This window comes from Blastopirellula marina (assembly GCF_002967765.1).
Taxonomy (GTDB): domain Bacteria; phylum Planctomycetota; class Planctomycetia; order Pirellulales; family Pirellulaceae; genus Bremerella; species Bremerella marina_A.
Genome location: NZ_PUHY01000012.1, coordinates 881,143 through 898,214, shown reverse-complemented (window position 1 = coordinate 898,214; position 17,072 = coordinate 881,143). Strand labels below are relative to the sequence as shown.

Below are 17,072 nucleotides of genomic sequence, written 5' to 3'. Positions count from 1 at the left end.
CCAATTACTCCTCGCCTGAGTCTTCGCCGGTGTCGTCTTCATCGGAGGGAGACTCTGGTGCATCGGCCTTAGGCTCATCCGCCTCAGGTGGAGCGGCCGATCCTTCGGGAGCAGCGGGCGCTGGAGTTGCACCTTCCACCGCTTCGTCGTCGGTGTCTTCCTTCGGCACACGCACCACGGCTGCCAGACTGTCGCTATCGTCCATCGACATGATTCGCACACCTTGCGTGTTACGACCGACCATGCTGATTTCGCTGGCCGCGATTCGCTGAATCTTACCACGAGCGGTCATCATCAAGATCTCGTCCGAATCATCAACGCGGGCTACGGCCACAACCTTACCATTCCGCTTGGTCGTTTTGATGTCTCGCAAGCCCTTACCGCCACGTCTTTGCGTACGATAACGAGCATTTCCGCTGGATGAGCTTTCCTCTTCCGAGCCACCCTCGTCCGCACCTTCAGCTGCCGAGGAATCGTCTTCCTCAGCCGACAAACCGGGACCGAAGTTGGTTCGTTTGCCGTAACCATTTTCGCAAACCGTGAGCAGCTGAGCATCTGGATCAGCGACGACCATGCCGACCAGGTTGTCGCCAGCGGAAAGGTTGATCCCCTTCACACCGCTTGAGTTGCGTCCCATGGCGCGGGCATCGTCTTCACGGAAGCGAATGGCCATCCCTTGCTCGGTGGAAAGAACCAGCTCGTCCCCGGGCTTGGTAATCGCGACGTCGACCAACTCGTCATCCTCGCGCAACTTGATCGCGATGATGCCGTTCTTTTTCGGTCGGCTATAAGCTTCTAGCGCCGTCTTCTTGACCAAACCTTTGCGGGTTGCCATCACCAGATAGTGATCTGGCATGTCGAAATCACGCACAGCCCGGCAGTCAGCGATATGCTCGCCTGCTTCCAACTGCAGCAAGTTTACCACGGCACGGCCACGACTTTCGCGGCTGAGGTTTGGCAGGTCGTATACCTTTTGCCACAGCACCTTGCCCTTGGTCGTGAAGAACAAGACGTAGGCGTGTGTCGAAGCGACGAACAAGTGGCGAATCGGATCTTCTTCTTCGCTTTTGGCTCCTTTGATGCCCTTGCCACCGCGACGTTGCGATTTGTAGATGCTGGCCGGGGTCCGTTTGATGTACCCCTTTGTGCTGATCGAGACCACCATCGTTTCTTCTTCGATTAGGTCTTCCAGATCGATGTTGCCAATCTCTTCGTGCGAGATCTCGGTGCGGCGATCGTCACCGAAACGACGGTCGATTTCTTCCATCTGTTCGCGAATGATGGCCAGAATATTGGCTTCATCCGACAAGATGCGAAGGTACTCGGTGATCTCTTCGAGCAGCTTGGCGTGTTCGTTACCCAGGCGTTCCTGTTCGAGATTGACCAATTGGCCAAGCGTCATTCGCAGAATGGCATCCGCCTGCACCGAAGTGAGGTGATAGACGTCGGCTTCGCCCCGTTCCTGCTGGAACAACGCAAACCCCTGCTCGCCGAGGGCCCGCGCCATCATCGAAGCAGGACACTCAACGCCCATCAAACCGACCTTCGCTTCGGCCTGCGTCTTCGAAGCACGAATGATGCGAATGATTTCGTCGATATCGGCCAACGCAAGCAGTAAACCTTCAACGGTATGCTTCCGCTGACGGGCACGCGCTAAAAGAAACTGCGTCCGGCGGCGAATGACCGTGACGCGGTGACGGATGAACTCTTCGATCAATTCCTTGATCGACATCGTCCGCGGCTTTCCGTCGACCAGGGCCAAAAGAATAATCGAGATAGTATCTTGAATCGGCGAGAACTGGTACAGCTGATTCAACACCACGTCGGGATCAGCGTCTCGCTTCAGCTCAATCACAATCCGAACCGGCTCTTGCAGGTCGGAAAGGTTGCTGACGCCACGAATACCTTGAATACGACCTTCATTCACGAGGGCCGCGATCTTCTCTTCCACGCGATCCCGTGTCTGCTGATAGGGGATGTCGTGAATGATGATCTTGGCGCCACTTTTCCCTTCCTCGATTGTCGTGTGCGATCGAACAACAATCGTGCTGCGGCCAGTGCGATATCCCTGGCGAATCCCCGCCCGACCGCAGATGATACCGCCAGTCGGGAAGTCAGGACCTTGGATGATGTTCAGCATTTCATCGAGCGATGTGTCAGGATCGTCGATCAACTGAATCACAGCTCGGCAAACTTCACGCAGGTTATTTGGCGGAATGGAGGTTGCCATACCAACGGCGATACCGTTGGCACCATTGACTAGCAAGTTCGGGAACTTACTGGGCAACACGGTTGGTTCCGTGCGTTGTTCGTCGTAGGTCGGCACAAAGTCGACTGTGTCCAGCTTCAAATCCTCCAGCAACAGCTGAGCAAAGCTGGACATACGAGCTTCCGTATATCGCATAGCGGCCGGAGGCAAACCGGCGATTGAACCGAAGTTCCCCTGCTTGTCGACCAGTACGTACCGCATGTTCCATTCCTGGGCCATACGAACGAGTGTCGGGTAGATCACACTTTCACCGTGAGGGTGGTAGTTACCCGATGTATCACCACTAATCTTCGCGCACTTAACTCGGGAGGCGCCCGGCGTCAGGTTCAGGTCGTTCATCGCGACCAGAATTCGCCGCTGAGAAGGCTTCAGCCCGTCGCGAACGTCCGGAAGAGCCCGGCTGACGATCACGCTCATCGCGTAGGTGAGGTAGCTCTCCTTCAGCTCATCCTCAATCGACATTGTGAACAGCCGAGTCGGATCTTCCGGCGATCCACCATCAGCTCCATTACCGTTTCCGTTGTTCCCGTCCGTTGCCAAGTGAGCGTCCTTTCGGAGGTGTTCGTCAGCTGCAGGCCAAGCCAGCCTGGAGCTATCTTCTTTCTGAGCGGTTCAAGGGTGCCGAAAAGGGGCAAAAACGCCGTGAAAAACCACGTTTTCCCAGGCGTGAAAGGCCGCATTTTTTGCACGCTGTAATGTACCAAATCCAGTGGCCGTAAACTACCGGGGGAAGGCCGTTTCTGAGAAGTGCTAAGTTCTTGGCAATTGCCAATTTACGAAGTGATTTTTTACATGCGGAAAGGCCGTTGAGCAAAGCTTGTGGTGAACCATGGGAATCAATGCAGAATTGACCTCAATACCTTGCTACCATTCTTTCGCATTCCTCCCAATTTGCCTGACTTGAGGCTCTGTCATACCAGCCATCGCTGCCATGCTCGCTTCGCTACAAGAACGGTTCGAAGATCGCTACGATCCTGAGATGCCCTACGATTTGCTCGAGCGCATTTCGACCGCTCCGATAGATGAAAGTACCAGCTTGTCTTCTTTGAGTTTCCTACCACCGCAGGCTATTACGGCACACTAGAGACGAGCGCTCGCATAAGAGATCCGGAGCCTCCCAAAATGGCCACGGTCTATCCCCTCTGGCATATCGCTAGGGGCAGGCACTTGCCATCGTCAAGAGTTTAGTACGAAGTGACCGGCCCGGTTGATGGCTGTTGGGTCGGGCCTGCCTGGACATATTCAACCCAATGCTGTAGTTGTGCGACCTCTTGGAAGTCACTGCTTTCCGCGATTGCTCTCTTGAGCATTTTCTCTAACTCGTGGCGTTGAAAATACCGACTCATCAGCCCTCGACGGATTAACTCTTCACCTTCGACGTCTTGTTGCTTAAGCGCTTCGATGAACAGGGGGAGGAGATTGTATTCCGGATCAAACATCCGAATCCTTACGGACATGATGGGGAGATTCTCGAACGTATCTCGATCAATCGCGGCCACCAGTTTAGGAACGACTTCTTTCGGATCAACTTTCAATCGCCAGAAGACGTTGGTCACGTGATGGACATGCTGGGGATCATTCAGTTTGTCTATTAACTTCGTGACAACCTGCGTTGTTTCCTCTTGCGTGAAGTTTAGCCGGAAAAGGTCGTGTTCTGCGTAAAGAGCAATTGCTTGCCTTTCGTCGAGCAACTGCTCCAGTAATATCGGGACGCCACGTTCTTTCAATGTCGACTCGTTGAGGGGTGAGTTTCCAACCGGATGAACGGGCACATTGCGTTTCATTTTGGCGATAACATCATCCTCAAAATGCTTGGCATCTTGGTTGACTTGTTCGATCTGGGACTGGGTGTTCGCGATCCGCTTCTTGAGGCTGCGATTAAGGACAAGTTGTTCTTCGTATTTTGCATAGACAATCCAACCGGCACTCACCGCAAGCAGAGCCAACGGAATTAACATCAGAATGCGCTTCGTATAGGGCGACATCAGTTTTCCCCGTACTACATTTCAGCCCGAGAATACTGAGCCGATAGCTGAGTTGCCTTGTTCCGTAATCTTGCATCGAGAGAATCGCCCAACCGTTCGGCGAATTCTTGGATCTCCGGACGAACAAGTTCAACTCGATGCGGTAAGAAGTAATTTGGAAGCTTCGCGAGACAGTCCAAGGCCCGGAACTTCGCTTCCGGTTGGAGATCTGGATAGACTTCGATCAAACGCGCTACAAGCTGCTTAAGATCATCGTCCGTTGCTTGTATATAGAAATGCATCGATGGATGTACGAGGTAAAGAGGCTCCCAGTAGTCCGGGGGTGCTCCTGGCATCCTTGGAAGTCGAGCCTTCACCATCAGCACAATACTTTCAGGCGAGCGCCACTGGGCTTGCTTTATATCGAGCGAGGCGTTGAGACGATTGAGGCGGTCTCGTCGGTTCTCCGCCGCGGCTAGCGCTTGCTTTGCGACTGCCGCTTCTTCCAAAAGGCGGGCATGCTCTTTCGCCTGAGCATCAAATGTCAGATACAACGCGCAACTGATTGCAATAACCGTCGGCACTACGAACAACAGCACCCACAACGGAAATTGTCCGCGTAAAAGGTTCGGCTGCGGCTCACTGGTCTCGTTCACTTGGTGCCCTTCGCTTCTTCCTTCATTTTTAGGTAACGCTGTAAGTCGACCTCGGACCACGATCCGGCTCGCGACGCTTGAGTGGTTAGGTAATCTAAAACTTGGTAAACGTGCTCTTGTTTCTCGCGAGTCTCGGCGATTTCTTTAGCACTACGATACGCTTCTACGACTTCGAACGGCTGAAAGTTCTCGACGAGATTCTTGAACGTCTCTTTGCCATAACGATCCTCGGCAATGTAGCGAGCTAACAGCGGATTTACATCGCAATTAGGATCCGCGTGCCGAGCTTCCATCACCGCTTGTCGCACCGTGTACCAGGCTTCTCCAGAACAGGTCGCCAAGATATCCGAAGCGGCAGGTTTCGCGGCCGTCCCAAGCTGTCGTAACACGCTTCGAGCAAAGTACTTGAGACGCGGATTGTAGAGACACAGCGTTACCGACTCGACAATCGTTGGTTCAAACGGTGCTTTCCCTCCTCCATTAAAGGCATGTCGTTGTAGGGCCACCAACGCATGGGCTTTTACTTGCTGGCGGTCGTCTTTCAACTGTTGGATCAAAGCCGAGATAATCTCACGATGAGAGGCAGAATCGACTGACCAGTTACTAGGACGATGAACCGACGCTAATGGAATGCCGGCGCGAAGATCCGCCGTGACCTGATTGCGTAGGGAAGCAAGCTTTGCCTTCTCCTCAGCAATCGCCCGTTCGACCTGTTGATTTTGCTGATACAGGGCACGATTCGCCTTATCAGCCGATTGATACTGCCAAAAAAGAACGCCTGCGAGTATCACGATCACCAGGATCGAACCCTCCCACAACCACTTCGAGACACGGCTCGGTTTCAATTGACTCATGGCTGGGCCCCGCTTGTGGAATCGAAGTCAAACGTTTTCCAAACCGCTTCAGCTTGCTTTGCTAACGTCTGATTCTTACTCTCGCGAATTGGCTCAACAAACGCTTTGACTTCACCGGCGATCGCATCGAGGCGATCCGGCGCGAACTCTGGCAATCTGGCGAGTAGGTTCAAGATTTGAAACTGCGTGATGCGGGTTGTGTGAGGGTACAACTCTTGCATTCGCGCGAAGAGTTTTCGCACGTCGTCGTCGTTGGCCTGCACAAAGAAGAACATGAAATCGGAAGCATCTTCGATTTCATGATATCCGCCGCCTCCCCCATTCGGGTTCATCTGCGGGACAAGCGGATTCTGAAGTCTAGCAATAACCTGCTCTGGGCTTTTGAAGTTTTGCAGATTTTGCTGCATGGAATCGGGGACTTGCGTCAAATTAGCCAGTTGCATCGCAATCGCGTGCTGTTCTTCGACCAAGCCGGCCTGGATCGCCATGAGTTCCTCCTGAGCTTCCTGTTGACGCTGATGCTTGGCGTAGATTGCGAACGAAAGCCCGGCGATCGTTGGTAGAACGAACATCAACATCCAGAGAGGGAACTGGAAACGAAACTCTTTTGTGCTGTCGTCTATCGTGGGCATAGTAATCTACAGAATGCTTAACAACACATCGTTGAGCTGATTCCGTTGAGCCGGATCCGTTGCTTTATCGATCGCCTGACGGAGCATTCTAATGGCGTGCTCTCGAGGAATGACACGTTTCAGGAACATCGTGATTTTGGGACCATTATCGGGGTGCGTTTCAATTGTCTTGACCAAATGGGGCATCATGTCGAAGTTCGGATCGATTGCCAATATGGTACTACCAACATCGATAACACCTTGTGGATACTCGTAGTCGATCTTCCGTTCGAGTTTGGGAATAGCCGACTTAGCAGCAGAGCCGAAAGACGCCAATAGTTGAAAAGTCGCCCAACATGAATGAGGCTCGCCCACGAGGCCATCGTCGATCATTTCAACAACCCTAGGAGCCCAGCGTATCTTTTGTTCAGGGGTTTGAATAAGCGTATGGAGATTCTCGAATCGTTTGACCTGCCACGGTTTGCTCTTATTCTCAACGGGCGCCAGAAGACCTTCAATCAGTCGATCACGTGTTGAAAGGCGTTCTAAAGGGCACGATAACTCCAGGGGTAGTTCGTCTTCCATTCGCCGAAGCAAACAAGTTTCGTAATCGGTGATCACCTTTTCGTGCCCGGCAATGACGCTTTCGGACCACCGTTGCGCAACACGGAGACTTTCATTCTCTTGGGCAATCGCTGATAGATCGCGATACACATACCGTGCTGTGTAATACACGGCGGGAAGCGATAAGCCTAAGACAAGCCACCAGGTCCAAATGCGAATCGAACGATTGATGCCCGAATTCGACTTCGAAGGTCGCGTATTTGGCTTCATCGTCCCAACTCCTGGTAGACATTTTCCGATTGCGATCGGGCTGTTGTCTCCGGCGCGGCCTTCTCGAATGCCTCCCAGGCGATCAATGCTTGGGACGCAACGGCTGGATAGAGATGGCTGCGATCTTGTTCAATTAGCCTTCTCGCTGATTGCTCGACCAGACTCAAGCGATTCGGTATCTGCTCAGGCATCATTCCTAAGACTTCCAATCGACGAGCTCTCGTTTGAGGCCAATGTTCCACGTCCATCGCCTCAAGCTTGTCCATGAGCGTACGCAGGTCCTGATCACTCGCCTGAGCAAAGAAGAAAATCAAATCTGACAGGTCAAACGACTTACGAGGAACATCATTCGAAAAATCAGCAAGCTTTGAAGAAGAACGAATGAATCTCACAACTGATTCCGGTGACTGCCAATGTTGGTATCTCGTTTCGTTCCATTCGTGGGCGAGACGAATCTGAGTGGCTTGCTGCTCATAAATGCGGGCTTCATTATGAAGTTGTAACGCCTGCGCGAGTAGCTGCTCACGCTCTGTATACATCCGCGAACGAGCGGACCAATAGCCAATCACACAAGCAATGACGGCGGGGACCGCAAACAAGACAACCCACAAGGGATATTGCAGTCGCCACTTCGCTTTTGCTCGTTCAGAACCCATCATCTCACTACCTATTTAGTTCGATGGTTCGCCGAAATCTGCTTCGCCTTATCCCTCCGGGCATATACTTTGGCCCGATCATCGCGATTGTCCACGACGTTATTTCGACGTCTGGGCAGAGGACCACGAACTCCAAGTATTCCTGGTCCTATCCATTTCGCAGCTCGCGACCAAAGAAGTGCCAAGCTGCACTGGAATCGAAAACATTACGGCCTCTCAATCGGGTGCAGCTGAATTCCTTTCGATCTCGTCCAGGATACTCAGTAACTTGGCTCGCTTTCCCTCACTCAAACGTCGCCTCTGTACCGTTTGATCAATTGCCTGTCGTAGGTCTGCTTCGGCAACATGGTCGACCAGGATGCGCACAGCCTGCCTAGCGTTAATGTGATCACTCAAGATCGCGTCAATCAAGAGCTGGATTGCTTGCTTATCTCTCGAGTCGATTTCCAGCAAGTATTCTGCGTAGGTGGGCTGCTCCCAACTTGGCGTTCGTTTTATCCTTTGCCGGAGCACGGGAATCAGCCGAGCCGCCTCAGGCCCCATGGATTTCAACATATAAACAGAGCTATAAACGAGATAGGAATCTCCTTTTGATTCGATAACAGGAATTAGCGATTCAAATAACTGAGTTTGGAATTCACTTCGAAGGCGAAGGTCTATAGTCGTGACGTACATCAACAACTCCGCGGCGCCAACTCGGATCGCCGGATCGTCGCTTTTCAAGTACTTTCGAGTCTCAGTGATCGCTTCTTGCCGAAAGTCAACCTTGATATCGAGAGCACTAAATGCCGTGTGATGAATGTCTGTGAGATTGTAGCCAACGGCGTAAACACAGTTTTCAGTTACCTTGGGCAGAATTGCCAGCAACTGTTCAGGACGATCTCTGGCCAAATCAACAAGCGCTCCGGCCGCAGCCAATCGATGGTATGGATTGGGACTATCCAAGAGTGGCAAATAAGCTCGCTCAAGCTCTTCGATCAAACTTAGTTCCGCCACCTCTACGAATAGAGGCCCCAGGGGAACTGGCACACCATCCTGTACCTTTTGCAGGACAAGCTGCTGCATGGCCTGTAACTCATGCTGTTCCTCGGTTGTTAACGTATCTTTCCCTCGGGGCAAGGACTTAAGCTGCTCAAGCCGCTGACTCGCTTCGGCAATCTGAGTTTCCAACTCCTTGACGCGTTGATTGGGAAATTGCGAATCAAAACCGATTTGCAGAGTAAGACCTACGAGGATAATCCCAATGGCCAGTCCCCATGCCAAAAAGACTCCAGACCGCTCGAAGTATCGGTGGTGCAAATCGTGTTCTAACGTGTCGTCCATCGATAGCTCCTCCCGAAATCGTCCGCAATTTCTTGGGCATGAAGATCGAGCCAAAAAGCGATCGGCCGAGTATCTACTGGCGGCGACAACATTACTGTCAATACTGGCCCCAAGTAGGTTGCCCGATTTCGAGCATCCACCGCATTTTTTTGCTTAGCCATGGCCTTCGCTTCCTTGACTGTCAAACCGTAAGCAGGCAGTACCTTGCCAACCTCGTAGGAGATATCCGAATCGACCTGGCCAACGAGCCATGAAATGACTTTAGGAGCGATCGCCTCAGTACGTTTCGGATACAACTCCGCAAATCGACCGAAGAAACGACAAACGGAGGATCTAGCCATTCGTTCCTTCATCGACGAGCCTGACCTTCGCTTGGTCAATTTGTCAACGATCGCTTGTAGGTCCGCATCTGAGGCCTGAGCCAGTTGCAAATTGAGTTCGCGGTATGTGAATGGGAAAACATTTTCTGGTTGCAGCTTAACAACCACCGTTTCAACGACATTCTCGGCGTCCAGCTTGGCGTTGTAAAACTGCAATGTCTCCATTGCAAATTCAGCAGTCTCCGCGTCCCTTTTCGCTTTCTTTCGGGCTATTTCGACTTTTAGATCCAACGAATGTAACTCGTTCTCCAAGACCGCGATTCGCGACTGCACAAAGAGAAACTGCGTGAATAACAGCGTGACGACCGAGAAACCGATCGCGATGAATGCTCGCTTGAGGCTTGTCTTTTTTTGTTCCGCTTCAGACATAAAGCTTACTCCCGAGGCATGTTATACCCCTCTACCGCATCATTTCCCACTGGTTTCGGCGGAAACTGTGCAACCAGTCGGGAATTTCACTGATAACCTCTTTGACTCGCAGGGGAAACGGGTCGTCACTCTCGCGGCCGCGAGCGATACATCAGTGAGGAGGAAGAACGATCGAACGGTCAGGTTCCAACAATTGCCGTTCGATCGATTAGGTAGCTGCGTTCCCAGGAAGGCGCAGCTACGTAGAAAACCTGACCGCAGCCACGCCGAACTGGAGGGGGTCCGTTCGATGTCGGCTGCGGTCAGGCGATTCTTGTGTAACCAAGATATCCTTCAACGATCGCTACTCTTCGAGACTGATGAAGGACATTACCCGAGCAATCTCGTCGCGGTCTGAATCGTTGTTGGACGCAACAAACTGCGACCGTAAGAACGCGTAAGCCTGCTTCGGGGGCACGTGATGCTGTAGATGCATCGCAGCGGACACCCAGTCGTGATGTCGTTCCTCAATGAGATCGACTAGGCGCGGTCCGATGTCCATGGAATCGTCCATCGTCTTGGCAACGAGTGCTGCATCCAACGCCAAGAGATGATCGTCCTGCTCCATGATTGCCGTTACGACCTCGACGGCCCCTGGGTACGTATTGGCACCAAGATCTCGGAGCAGTTCCAATGCGAGTGATACTTGTTCTTGATTAGCGGCATCTCGCTTTAGGACGGCCAGCAAGTTTTCAGAAAGTGGCTCTCGGTAGCTCTTTGCTCGCTCCATCGTGAATGCCGTAAATTGTTTATCGGCAATCAGCATCGCATTCCTGCGGACCTGCATCTGCTCGTCTGCCATCAGCGGGATGAGCTCTTTCATGATCGGATGAAACTCATCATCATCCGCGCAGCTTAATTGCCGCCCCAACTGTTGTACGACCTTCTTATTCTCAAACTCACGAGCCGCCTCGAGAAATGTTTCGGTTGTCCAAGTACGCTTGAACTGGGTAGCCGTCATCTCAGGCTTTCCGACGTCACCAGAAATCCGGAGAGGAAGCTGCTTAAAGTATTTGATCTGACGCGACTGGATATCGATCTCCAGTTCGGCCTCGGCCAACTCACGTTCAAAACGAGCTTGTTCCGAACTCCAACGCAGCGCCACTGCGATCAACAAACCGAGGGCAAGCAGCAAACCTATCCACGGCAGCCAAGCTACAACACGAACGAAAGTCTTATTGTCAGAAGACATGCTTAGGACAGTTCCCCTTTTTGAAACATGATCGATCCGCCTAGCTGCGATGACCTTCACAGATCCAACTTATTCAACGCCCCAGCAAGCGTTTGCTTGTCGTTCTCGGTCTTGGCCTGGGCATATTCACTTTTCAGAAATTCGTACACTTCCTCATCCGGCAGATGGTGATGCAAGCTCTCGGCGGCTGTGCTCCACTGCGGGTGCCTGATCTCGACAAGCTGTTTGAGGCGGGGACCAATCTCGATCGTTGGGTCCAAACGCACCGCCGTTATTGTCGCTTCAACGGCCAATGGGTGGTCGTCGTTTTCCATGATGCCTTTAACTTTTTCGATTGCATCACTCGATTCCGTGGCACCGATTAGCCTCAAAGAACACAAGGCATCCTGTCCTCGATCAAAATCGAATTGCGAATTATCGAGAAGCTTTAGGAGCACCTTGGTGAAGTCTGAATCGTACAATTGCATCCGCTGCGAATTCAACTGATATTGAACTCCCAAGATATTAAGAATTTCACTCCGCAACGGCGGAATAGCAGATGGCAAGAGCGAGACCAACTGTTTAAATACTGCGTCAAAATCGGAGTCGTCTGCACGGGATAGCTCCTCTTCCATCCCCCAAAGATTGTAATGGTCGCCATGCTCGCAAACGGCTTTGACGAAGGATGTTGGTGTCCATTTCGATTCGAAGTCTGCACCAGAAAAGCTGACGCTGCTGCGTGATACAGAATAACTCGTTGCTGAAGAATTGCCGGAAAGGTCTTTGACCTGACGAAACCTCATTTCCGCGTCGAGCTTGACATCCGCGAGTTCCTCAGCCATTCGGACGTGATCCGACCACCATCCCATTCCCACGGCCGACAGCAGCACGATCGCCAGCAACGTACTCAACCGCAATTGCCAGAACCGGAACCGACGTGACGTGTGACCAGGCTCGTGGCTACCACTCGATTTCATTCATTGCCTCGATCAAGGTCAGTTGGTTCGGCCCGAACTTCGGCTCGCGATACTTCGACTTCAGGTATTCGTACGCCTCGGCCTTGGGAAAATGCTCGTGTAGATGCTTCGCGGCCAATGCCCAATCTTCGTGTTTTTGATCAATCAAGGCGATTAAACGTGGCCCCACTTTCAGCGAAACATCCATCTTGCCCGCCGTCAAGGTCGCCAGCACCGCCAACGGGTGGTGGCCGTCGTTCATGATTTTCGCAACTTCATCGATGGCAGCTTGAGACGGATTCGCACCGATCGATTTCAAAGCGTCAAGTACCGTTTTGACTTCCTCAACATTGTCCTTTGACTCGCGCAACTGAACCAAGATGACGTCGGTAAGATTCTGCGTATGTTTTTCCATCCGACTTGAACGGGGTCTATACTGGGCTACAAGCGTTGCGAGTGCATTGAACCTTACCTGAGGCGAAGGCGAAAGAACCTTCGGGATCAAACGTTCAACCACGGCATCGAGGCTAGCCTCCTCGGATAGAAACAAGGCGTTGCTCAAAGCGGGTAATGCATCACGATCTCGATTTTCCTCAACCGCTACGACGTACGTATCAGGTGTCCACTTCGACTCAAATGTTTCCCAAGAGAAACTGCTGAAGGCTTGGAATCTAGCATCGAAACGATCCTCCCGCAGCCGCTGGATCTGCCGCGATTTCACCTCTCGATCGAGCTTGGCATCCACCAATTCATTCGCGAGACGCTGATGGTCTGCCCACCATCCCAGCAGCAACGCCAGCAACAAAAACGACGCCAAGAATGTCCCAACACTTAGCGGCCAACGACCGGTCCGTTTAGCAGGTTCTTCTGATTCCGACATAGCATTCCTCTTCCTTCCGACCTGTTATATCGAGCGTTTGGAGGAAATGCACGTCAATTGCCGGCGAGGGTTTTCGTTAAGAGAAAGCGACTAGCACGTCGTACATCGCGTGCGAGCCGGCGGCGATGCCGAAGCCGCGGAGGGCGAAGATCGAGGCGAAGATCAGCCCGGCAGAGAGGCGAAAGAGAAACGAATAGGCATCGATCGAGTCGCCGCCAGAAACGAAGAAGTTGTAGTGGGCCGCCGCAAAGATCAAGCTGCTGATCATCATCGCTGCGAACGTGGCGACCACCTTTGGGAATGCAAACCCCTGAATGAATAGAATCAGCACTGGGATCAACATCAAGCGGAACAGCAGTTCCTCGTAGATACCTGCTCCAAAATAGGCGACCACATGCTTGGTGGTCATGTCGACTTGGCCTGAGGTGGCGGCAGCGACTACTTCCATCTTCATCACCGACGCTTGGAAGTGGGCCAGACACAAGAGAAACAAACCGAGCACCATCGACTCCGCCGCCATCAACGGAAGATTGGTCGGCTTGAACTGCCAGGGGTATTCTTTCAAGTGATGCCACGCCAAAAGAATGGCGATCGTCAGGACCGGCAACAGAAAGTATTGACCAAGTCCCATCAGGCCCAGAAACTGCCGTAGCCAGACGTCGACTCCATTGCGAATCGCTTCGGGCCCCAGCAGCAAGATGCCCGTTTCGTAAATTGCCAACATTGGCAGCACAAAGATCAAACTAGTCAGCGGGCGTGAAGTGGCCTGCCAATAGTTCATCGGGAGTTGTTCGAGTTCCACTTCCGTTGCCGGCATGGAGAATTGCTTTACTGACGATCTTGATGCGTTCAGAGAGAGAGCTTAGGTCATTTAATACGAGTCGGAACTTGCCCGGCTGGGACTTGATTCCTAAGCCCCTGACTGGAACAACTGTTACGACCGGACACTCATCTCCTCATTCATGCTGCCTAGGACTTCACCGTTGACTGACTCGAACGTTTCGCTGAACACCGTCTTCGAGAAAATGCTCGAGCATTACGGCCCGCAAGATTGGTGGCCAGGAGAATCGCCACTGGAGATCATGATCGGGGCAGTCCTGACGCAGAATACCTCGTGGAAGAATGTCGAGAAGGCAATCGCCAATCTTAAAGATGCCGACTTGGTTCATCTTGGCCGCCTGGATACGACGCGGGTCGAAGAGCTCGCCGAGATCATTCGCCCTTCGGGTTATTACCGCCTCAAGGCGAAGCGGCTGCATAACCTGGTCAGTCATGTTATGTCGAAGTACGACGGTGACCTTGAGTGGATGTTCAGCCACGATGTTTCCACACTGCGCGAAGAACTGTTGGCAATCAACGGCATTGGCCCAGAGACCGCCGACTCAATCCTGCTATACGCCGGAAACCTAAAGACTTTCGTGGTCGACGCCTATACGGCCCGGATTCTAAAACGGCATGGCTGGATCGAATGGGAGGCAGACTACCATCAGATTCAGGAACATTTTGTCAACGAAGTTCCCGCTGAGGTCGAGCACTACAACGAATTCCATGCCCTCATCGTTCGTACCGGCAACGAGTTCTGTCGCAAGACACCTAAGTGCCAAGGCTGCCCGCTGGAGTGTTATTTGCCAGAATCAGGGATCCAAGAGCCGATCTAACTGCCAAATCGTGAGGACAAAAACACGAAACCCCAATTTTTGTCTTGGCAACGATGTCTTCACGGACCATGATACGGCAACATGAGGAACATTTGGCTCTCTCCCTTCAGCAAGGAACATTCTCAATGGGACCAGCGAATAAAGTCCCCGTCCCGATTTGGGCCCACTTCTTGTGCGGTTGGCCGTTGATTTTGGTCGCCTTTGGTGGCGCAATCGGGGGCGGATTAGGAGGAATGGCCTACGGAATCAGTATTTCGCTGTTTCAAACATCGCTGCCAATGATGGTAAAGATCGTGGCTCCGATCCTCATCGGAATTGCTGCAGTCGGCATTTGGCTTAGCATTGCGGTCACGGTTGCGATGAATCGATAACTCGATGGCAGGATCCCATAAAGCGGTCGAAAGTCTTTCATTTGCTAGCACTTTCTTCTGCCGGAACCCCCTAAACCGAACAATCACCCCCCGTAATGGGCCAACCATCTACATTCTGTGATTCGTCAGTTCTTGAAAGCTAGGCACCGGGATGTCAGAATCATTCTTCCGGAAACCTTGTTATTCCGAATGTCCCTTGATTTTCTGTCTCTGGAGCTGAAGCAAGTATGAAAGTTGTTCCCCTGGGAGCTAATGTGGTCGTCCGGCGGATGGAATCGGAAGAAACCACAGCCGGCGGCATCGTCTTGCCTGGCAGTGCTCAAGAGAAGATGAAACAGGGCCGCGTTCTCAGCGTCGGCGATGGTCACGTCTTGAAGGATGGCACCAAATCCCCCCTTTCGGTGAAAGAAGGGGATCAAGTCTTCTTCAGCGGCTGGGCTGGTACCGAAATCAAGGTCGAAGGTGAAGAACTGCTGATCATGGCCGAAGGGGACATCTTGGCGATTCGCAGTTAACAGTGGAAAGTGTTGGCATCTCGCTAAATCCCCTTGTCTTAGAGGTTTAGCGCTCAACCCCCTCTATTGAGGATGCTTTCACCAGGCACCGGACGCCCTGAATCTCGGTCGTGCCGGTTGGCCCAATTCGATTCGGCGCTCTACAATATTGGGTCCAGTGCTTGGTTTCATGGTGAATATTATGATTCGCCCTGGGCTTCGCAACGGTGCCAAATTGGGATCGGGGTTGTATCTATTGACCTCCGCGCGGTCGATCCGCTTCTGCATCCCAGTAGCCACGAGCACCTAGCAATCCGCCCGATGACCACTGGCTGTGTCATCCGCGTTGATTTTGGTCCCCCTTAGAGAATGAGGATTCGTTCATGTCTCAGTTGCTCGTAAGCCCTTTCCGCTCCCTATGCACCGCGATGCTGGTTGCTTCGCTTTTACTCGCTCCGGCTGCTCTGCAAGCTGCCGATAACTCCGCCTACGAAAAATCAGTCCAGAAGGCTGTTAACTTTCTGACCAACCAAGGACAAGCCGCCGACGGTACGTTCAGTAGCAACACCGGCATCGGCGTCACTGCGATCTGTACGTTGGGTCTATTGGAACATGGCCGCACCACCTTGGATCCCGCCGTGAAGAAGGCTTTGGATGCGATGGAAAAGCATGTGAAGCCAGATGGTGGGATATATGTTGAAGGTACCCGACACCGCAACTATGAAACGTGCCTCTCCCTTTTGGCCTTCAGCGCTGCCAACAAAGATGGTCAGTACGACGAACTGATTGCAAACGCCAATGCATTTCTCAAAGGTCTGCAGTGGGACGAAAAGGAAGACAAGAGCGAGGACGATCCATTCTACGGTGGTGCTGGCTACGGTGGTCACTCGCGCCCTGATATGTCGAATACCACCTTCCTGATGGAAGCATTGAAGGCCAGCGGCACCAGCGCCGACGATCCAGCCATGCAAAAGGCGCTGATTTTCGTCAGCCGTTGCCAAAACTTAGAGTCGCCACACAACCAATTCGAGTTCGCTCCGAAGAACCCGGATGGTGGCTTCTACTACACGATCGCAGCTGGTGGTAACAGCCAAGCTGGTCCGACCGAAAACGGCGGTCTAAGAAGCTACGGTTCGATGACCTACGCTGGCCTGAAGAGCATGATCTACGCTGGCGTCGATAAAGATGACGAACGCGTCAAAGCGGCAATCGCCTGGCTGGCCAAGAACTACGACACCAAGCAAAACCCAGGCATGGGCGAGACGGGCCTTTACTACTATTACCAGACGGTTGCCAAAGCTCTGGATGCGTACGGCGAAGACACCTTCGTCACTGCAGACGGCACCAAGCACGACTGGCGAACGGAGTTCACCGATCAACTGATCAGCGTCCAGAAAGAAAACGGCAGCTGGGTGAACGATGCGGAACGCTGGATGGAAGGTGATCCCAACCTGGTGACCGGCTACACATTGCTGGCCCTGGCTCACCTGCAAAAAGACGACAAATAATTTGGTGTAAAGGCCAACGAAATATGAAAAGCCGCCGTGATACATTACGGCGGCTTTTTCTATGTACTTACCGTTATCC

The 17,072-nt window shown here is 52.5% G+C and carries 17 protein-coding genes; 4 read left to right on the top strand and 13 right to left on the bottom strand.

Features of this window, described 5'->3' with window-relative positions:
- Nucleotides 1-4 precede the first annotated feature (4 nt).
- The 13 genes from gyrA to C5Y83_RS20155 all read right to left on the bottom strand — a co-directional run bounded on the left by gyrA (nucleotide 5) and on the right by C5Y83_RS20155 (nucleotide 13,779).
- Complete coding sequence (gene gyrA / locus C5Y83_RS20215) at nucleotides 5-2,731, bottom strand: DNA gyrase subunit A (protein ID WP_105331931.1); 2,727 nt, start codon at nucleotides 2,729-2,731, stop codon at nucleotides 5-7.
- A gap of 722 nt (nucleotides 2,732-3,453) precedes the next feature.
- Nucleotides 3,454-4,254 (bottom strand): hypothetical protein, encoded by an 801-nt coding sequence (locus C5Y83_RS20210; RefSeq protein WP_105331552.1) that lies wholly within the window; start codon nucleotides 4,252-4,254, stop codon nucleotides 3,454-3,456.
- Between the two features lie 14 nt (nucleotides 4,255-4,268).
- Nucleotides 4,269-4,889 (bottom strand): hypothetical protein, encoded by a 621-nt coding sequence (locus C5Y83_RS20205; RefSeq protein ID WP_105331551.1) that lies wholly within the window; start codon nucleotides 4,887-4,889, stop codon nucleotides 4,269-4,271.
- The gene (locus C5Y83_RS20200; RefSeq protein ID WP_105331550.1) at nucleotides 4,886-5,743 is read right to left on the bottom strand and encodes a hypothetical protein; all 858 of its coding nucleotides are present in this window, start codon (nucleotides 5,741-5,743) and stop codon (nucleotides 4,886-4,888) included. The genes C5Y83_RS20205 and C5Y83_RS20200 overlap by 4 nt, the downstream gene beginning before the upstream one ends.
- A complete protein-coding gene (locus C5Y83_RS20195; protein ID WP_146117850.1) occupies nucleotides 5,740-6,315 on the bottom strand; it encodes a hypothetical protein in 576 nt (191 codons plus the stop codon). The genes C5Y83_RS20200 and C5Y83_RS20195 overlap by 4 nt, the downstream gene beginning before the upstream one ends.
- Before the next feature lie 66 nt (nucleotides 6,316-6,381).
- Nucleotides 6,382-7,188 (bottom strand): hypothetical protein, encoded by an 807-nt coding sequence (locus C5Y83_RS20190; protein ID WP_105331548.1) that lies wholly within the window; start codon nucleotides 7,186-7,188, stop codon nucleotides 6,382-6,384.
- On the bottom strand, nucleotides 7,185-7,847 hold the full coding sequence (locus C5Y83_RS20185; protein WP_105331547.1) for a hypothetical protein: 663 nt from the start codon (nucleotides 7,845-7,847) through the stop codon (nucleotides 7,185-7,187). Before C5Y83_RS20185 ends, C5Y83_RS20190 begins: the two co-directional genes overlap by 4 nt.
- Nucleotides 7,848-8,060: 213 nt before the next feature.
- Nucleotides 8,061-9,167: a hypothetical protein gene (locus C5Y83_RS20180; protein ID WP_105331546.1), complete on the bottom strand. Its 1,107-nt coding sequence runs from the start codon at nucleotides 9,165-9,167 to the stop codon at nucleotides 8,061-8,063.
- Nucleotides 9,152-9,916 carry a hypothetical protein gene (locus C5Y83_RS20175; protein WP_105331545.1) on the bottom strand — a complete coding sequence of 255 codons (765 nt, stop codon included), beginning with the start codon at nucleotides 9,914-9,916 and terminating at the stop codon, nucleotides 9,152-9,154. Before C5Y83_RS20175 ends, C5Y83_RS20180 begins: the two co-directional genes overlap by 16 nt.
- Nucleotides 9,917-10,259: 343 nt before the next feature.
- Nucleotides 10,260-11,147 (bottom strand): hypothetical protein, encoded by an 888-nt coding sequence (locus C5Y83_RS20170; protein ID WP_105331544.1) that lies wholly within the window; start codon nucleotides 11,145-11,147, stop codon nucleotides 10,260-10,262.
- 56 nt (nucleotides 11,148-11,203) lie between these two features.
- Nucleotides 11,204-12,103, bottom strand: a complete 900-nt coding sequence (locus C5Y83_RS20165; RefSeq protein WP_105331543.1) for a hypothetical protein — start codon at nucleotides 12,101-12,103, stop codon at nucleotides 11,204-11,206.
- Nucleotides 12,087-12,962 (bottom strand): hypothetical protein, encoded by an 876-nt coding sequence (locus C5Y83_RS20160; protein ID WP_105331542.1) that lies wholly within the window; start codon nucleotides 12,960-12,962, stop codon nucleotides 12,087-12,089. Before C5Y83_RS20160 ends, C5Y83_RS20165 begins: the two co-directional genes overlap by 17 nt.
- A gap of 76 nt (nucleotides 12,963-13,038) precedes the next feature.
- The gene (locus C5Y83_RS20155) at nucleotides 13,039-13,779 is read right to left on the bottom strand and encodes a CPBP family intramembrane glutamic endopeptidase (protein WP_105331541.1); all 741 of its coding nucleotides are present in this window, start codon (nucleotides 13,777-13,779) and stop codon (nucleotides 13,039-13,041) included.
- Nucleotides 13,780-13,945: 166 nt separating this feature from the next.
- Between C5Y83_RS20155 and C5Y83_RS20150 the strand changes: the two genes are divergently transcribed.
- From C5Y83_RS20150 to C5Y83_RS20135, 4 genes are all read left to right on the top strand, one after another.
- Nucleotides 13,946-14,620, top strand: a complete 675-nt coding sequence (locus C5Y83_RS20150; RefSeq protein ID WP_233207294.1) for an endonuclease III domain-containing protein — start codon at nucleotides 13,946-13,948, stop codon at nucleotides 14,618-14,620.
- Nucleotides 14,621-14,745: 125 nt separating this feature from the next.
- Entirely contained in the window at nucleotides 14,746-14,991 is a 246-nt protein-coding gene (locus C5Y83_RS20145; RefSeq protein ID WP_105331539.1) for a hypothetical protein, read from the top strand.
- 227 nt (nucleotides 14,992-15,218) lie between these two features.
- On the top strand, nucleotides 15,219-15,506 hold the full coding sequence (gene groES, locus C5Y83_RS20140; protein ID WP_105331538.1) for a co-chaperone GroES: 288 nt from the start codon (nucleotides 15,219-15,221) through the stop codon (nucleotides 15,504-15,506).
- A 362-nt stretch (nucleotides 15,507-15,868) separates the two neighbouring features.
- Nucleotides 15,869-16,993: a prenyltransferase/squalene oxidase repeat-containing protein gene (locus C5Y83_RS20135; protein WP_105331537.1), complete on the top strand. Its 1,125-nt coding sequence runs from the start codon at nucleotides 15,869-15,871 to the stop codon at nucleotides 16,991-16,993.
- Nucleotides 16,994-17,072: the final 79 nt, after the last annotated feature.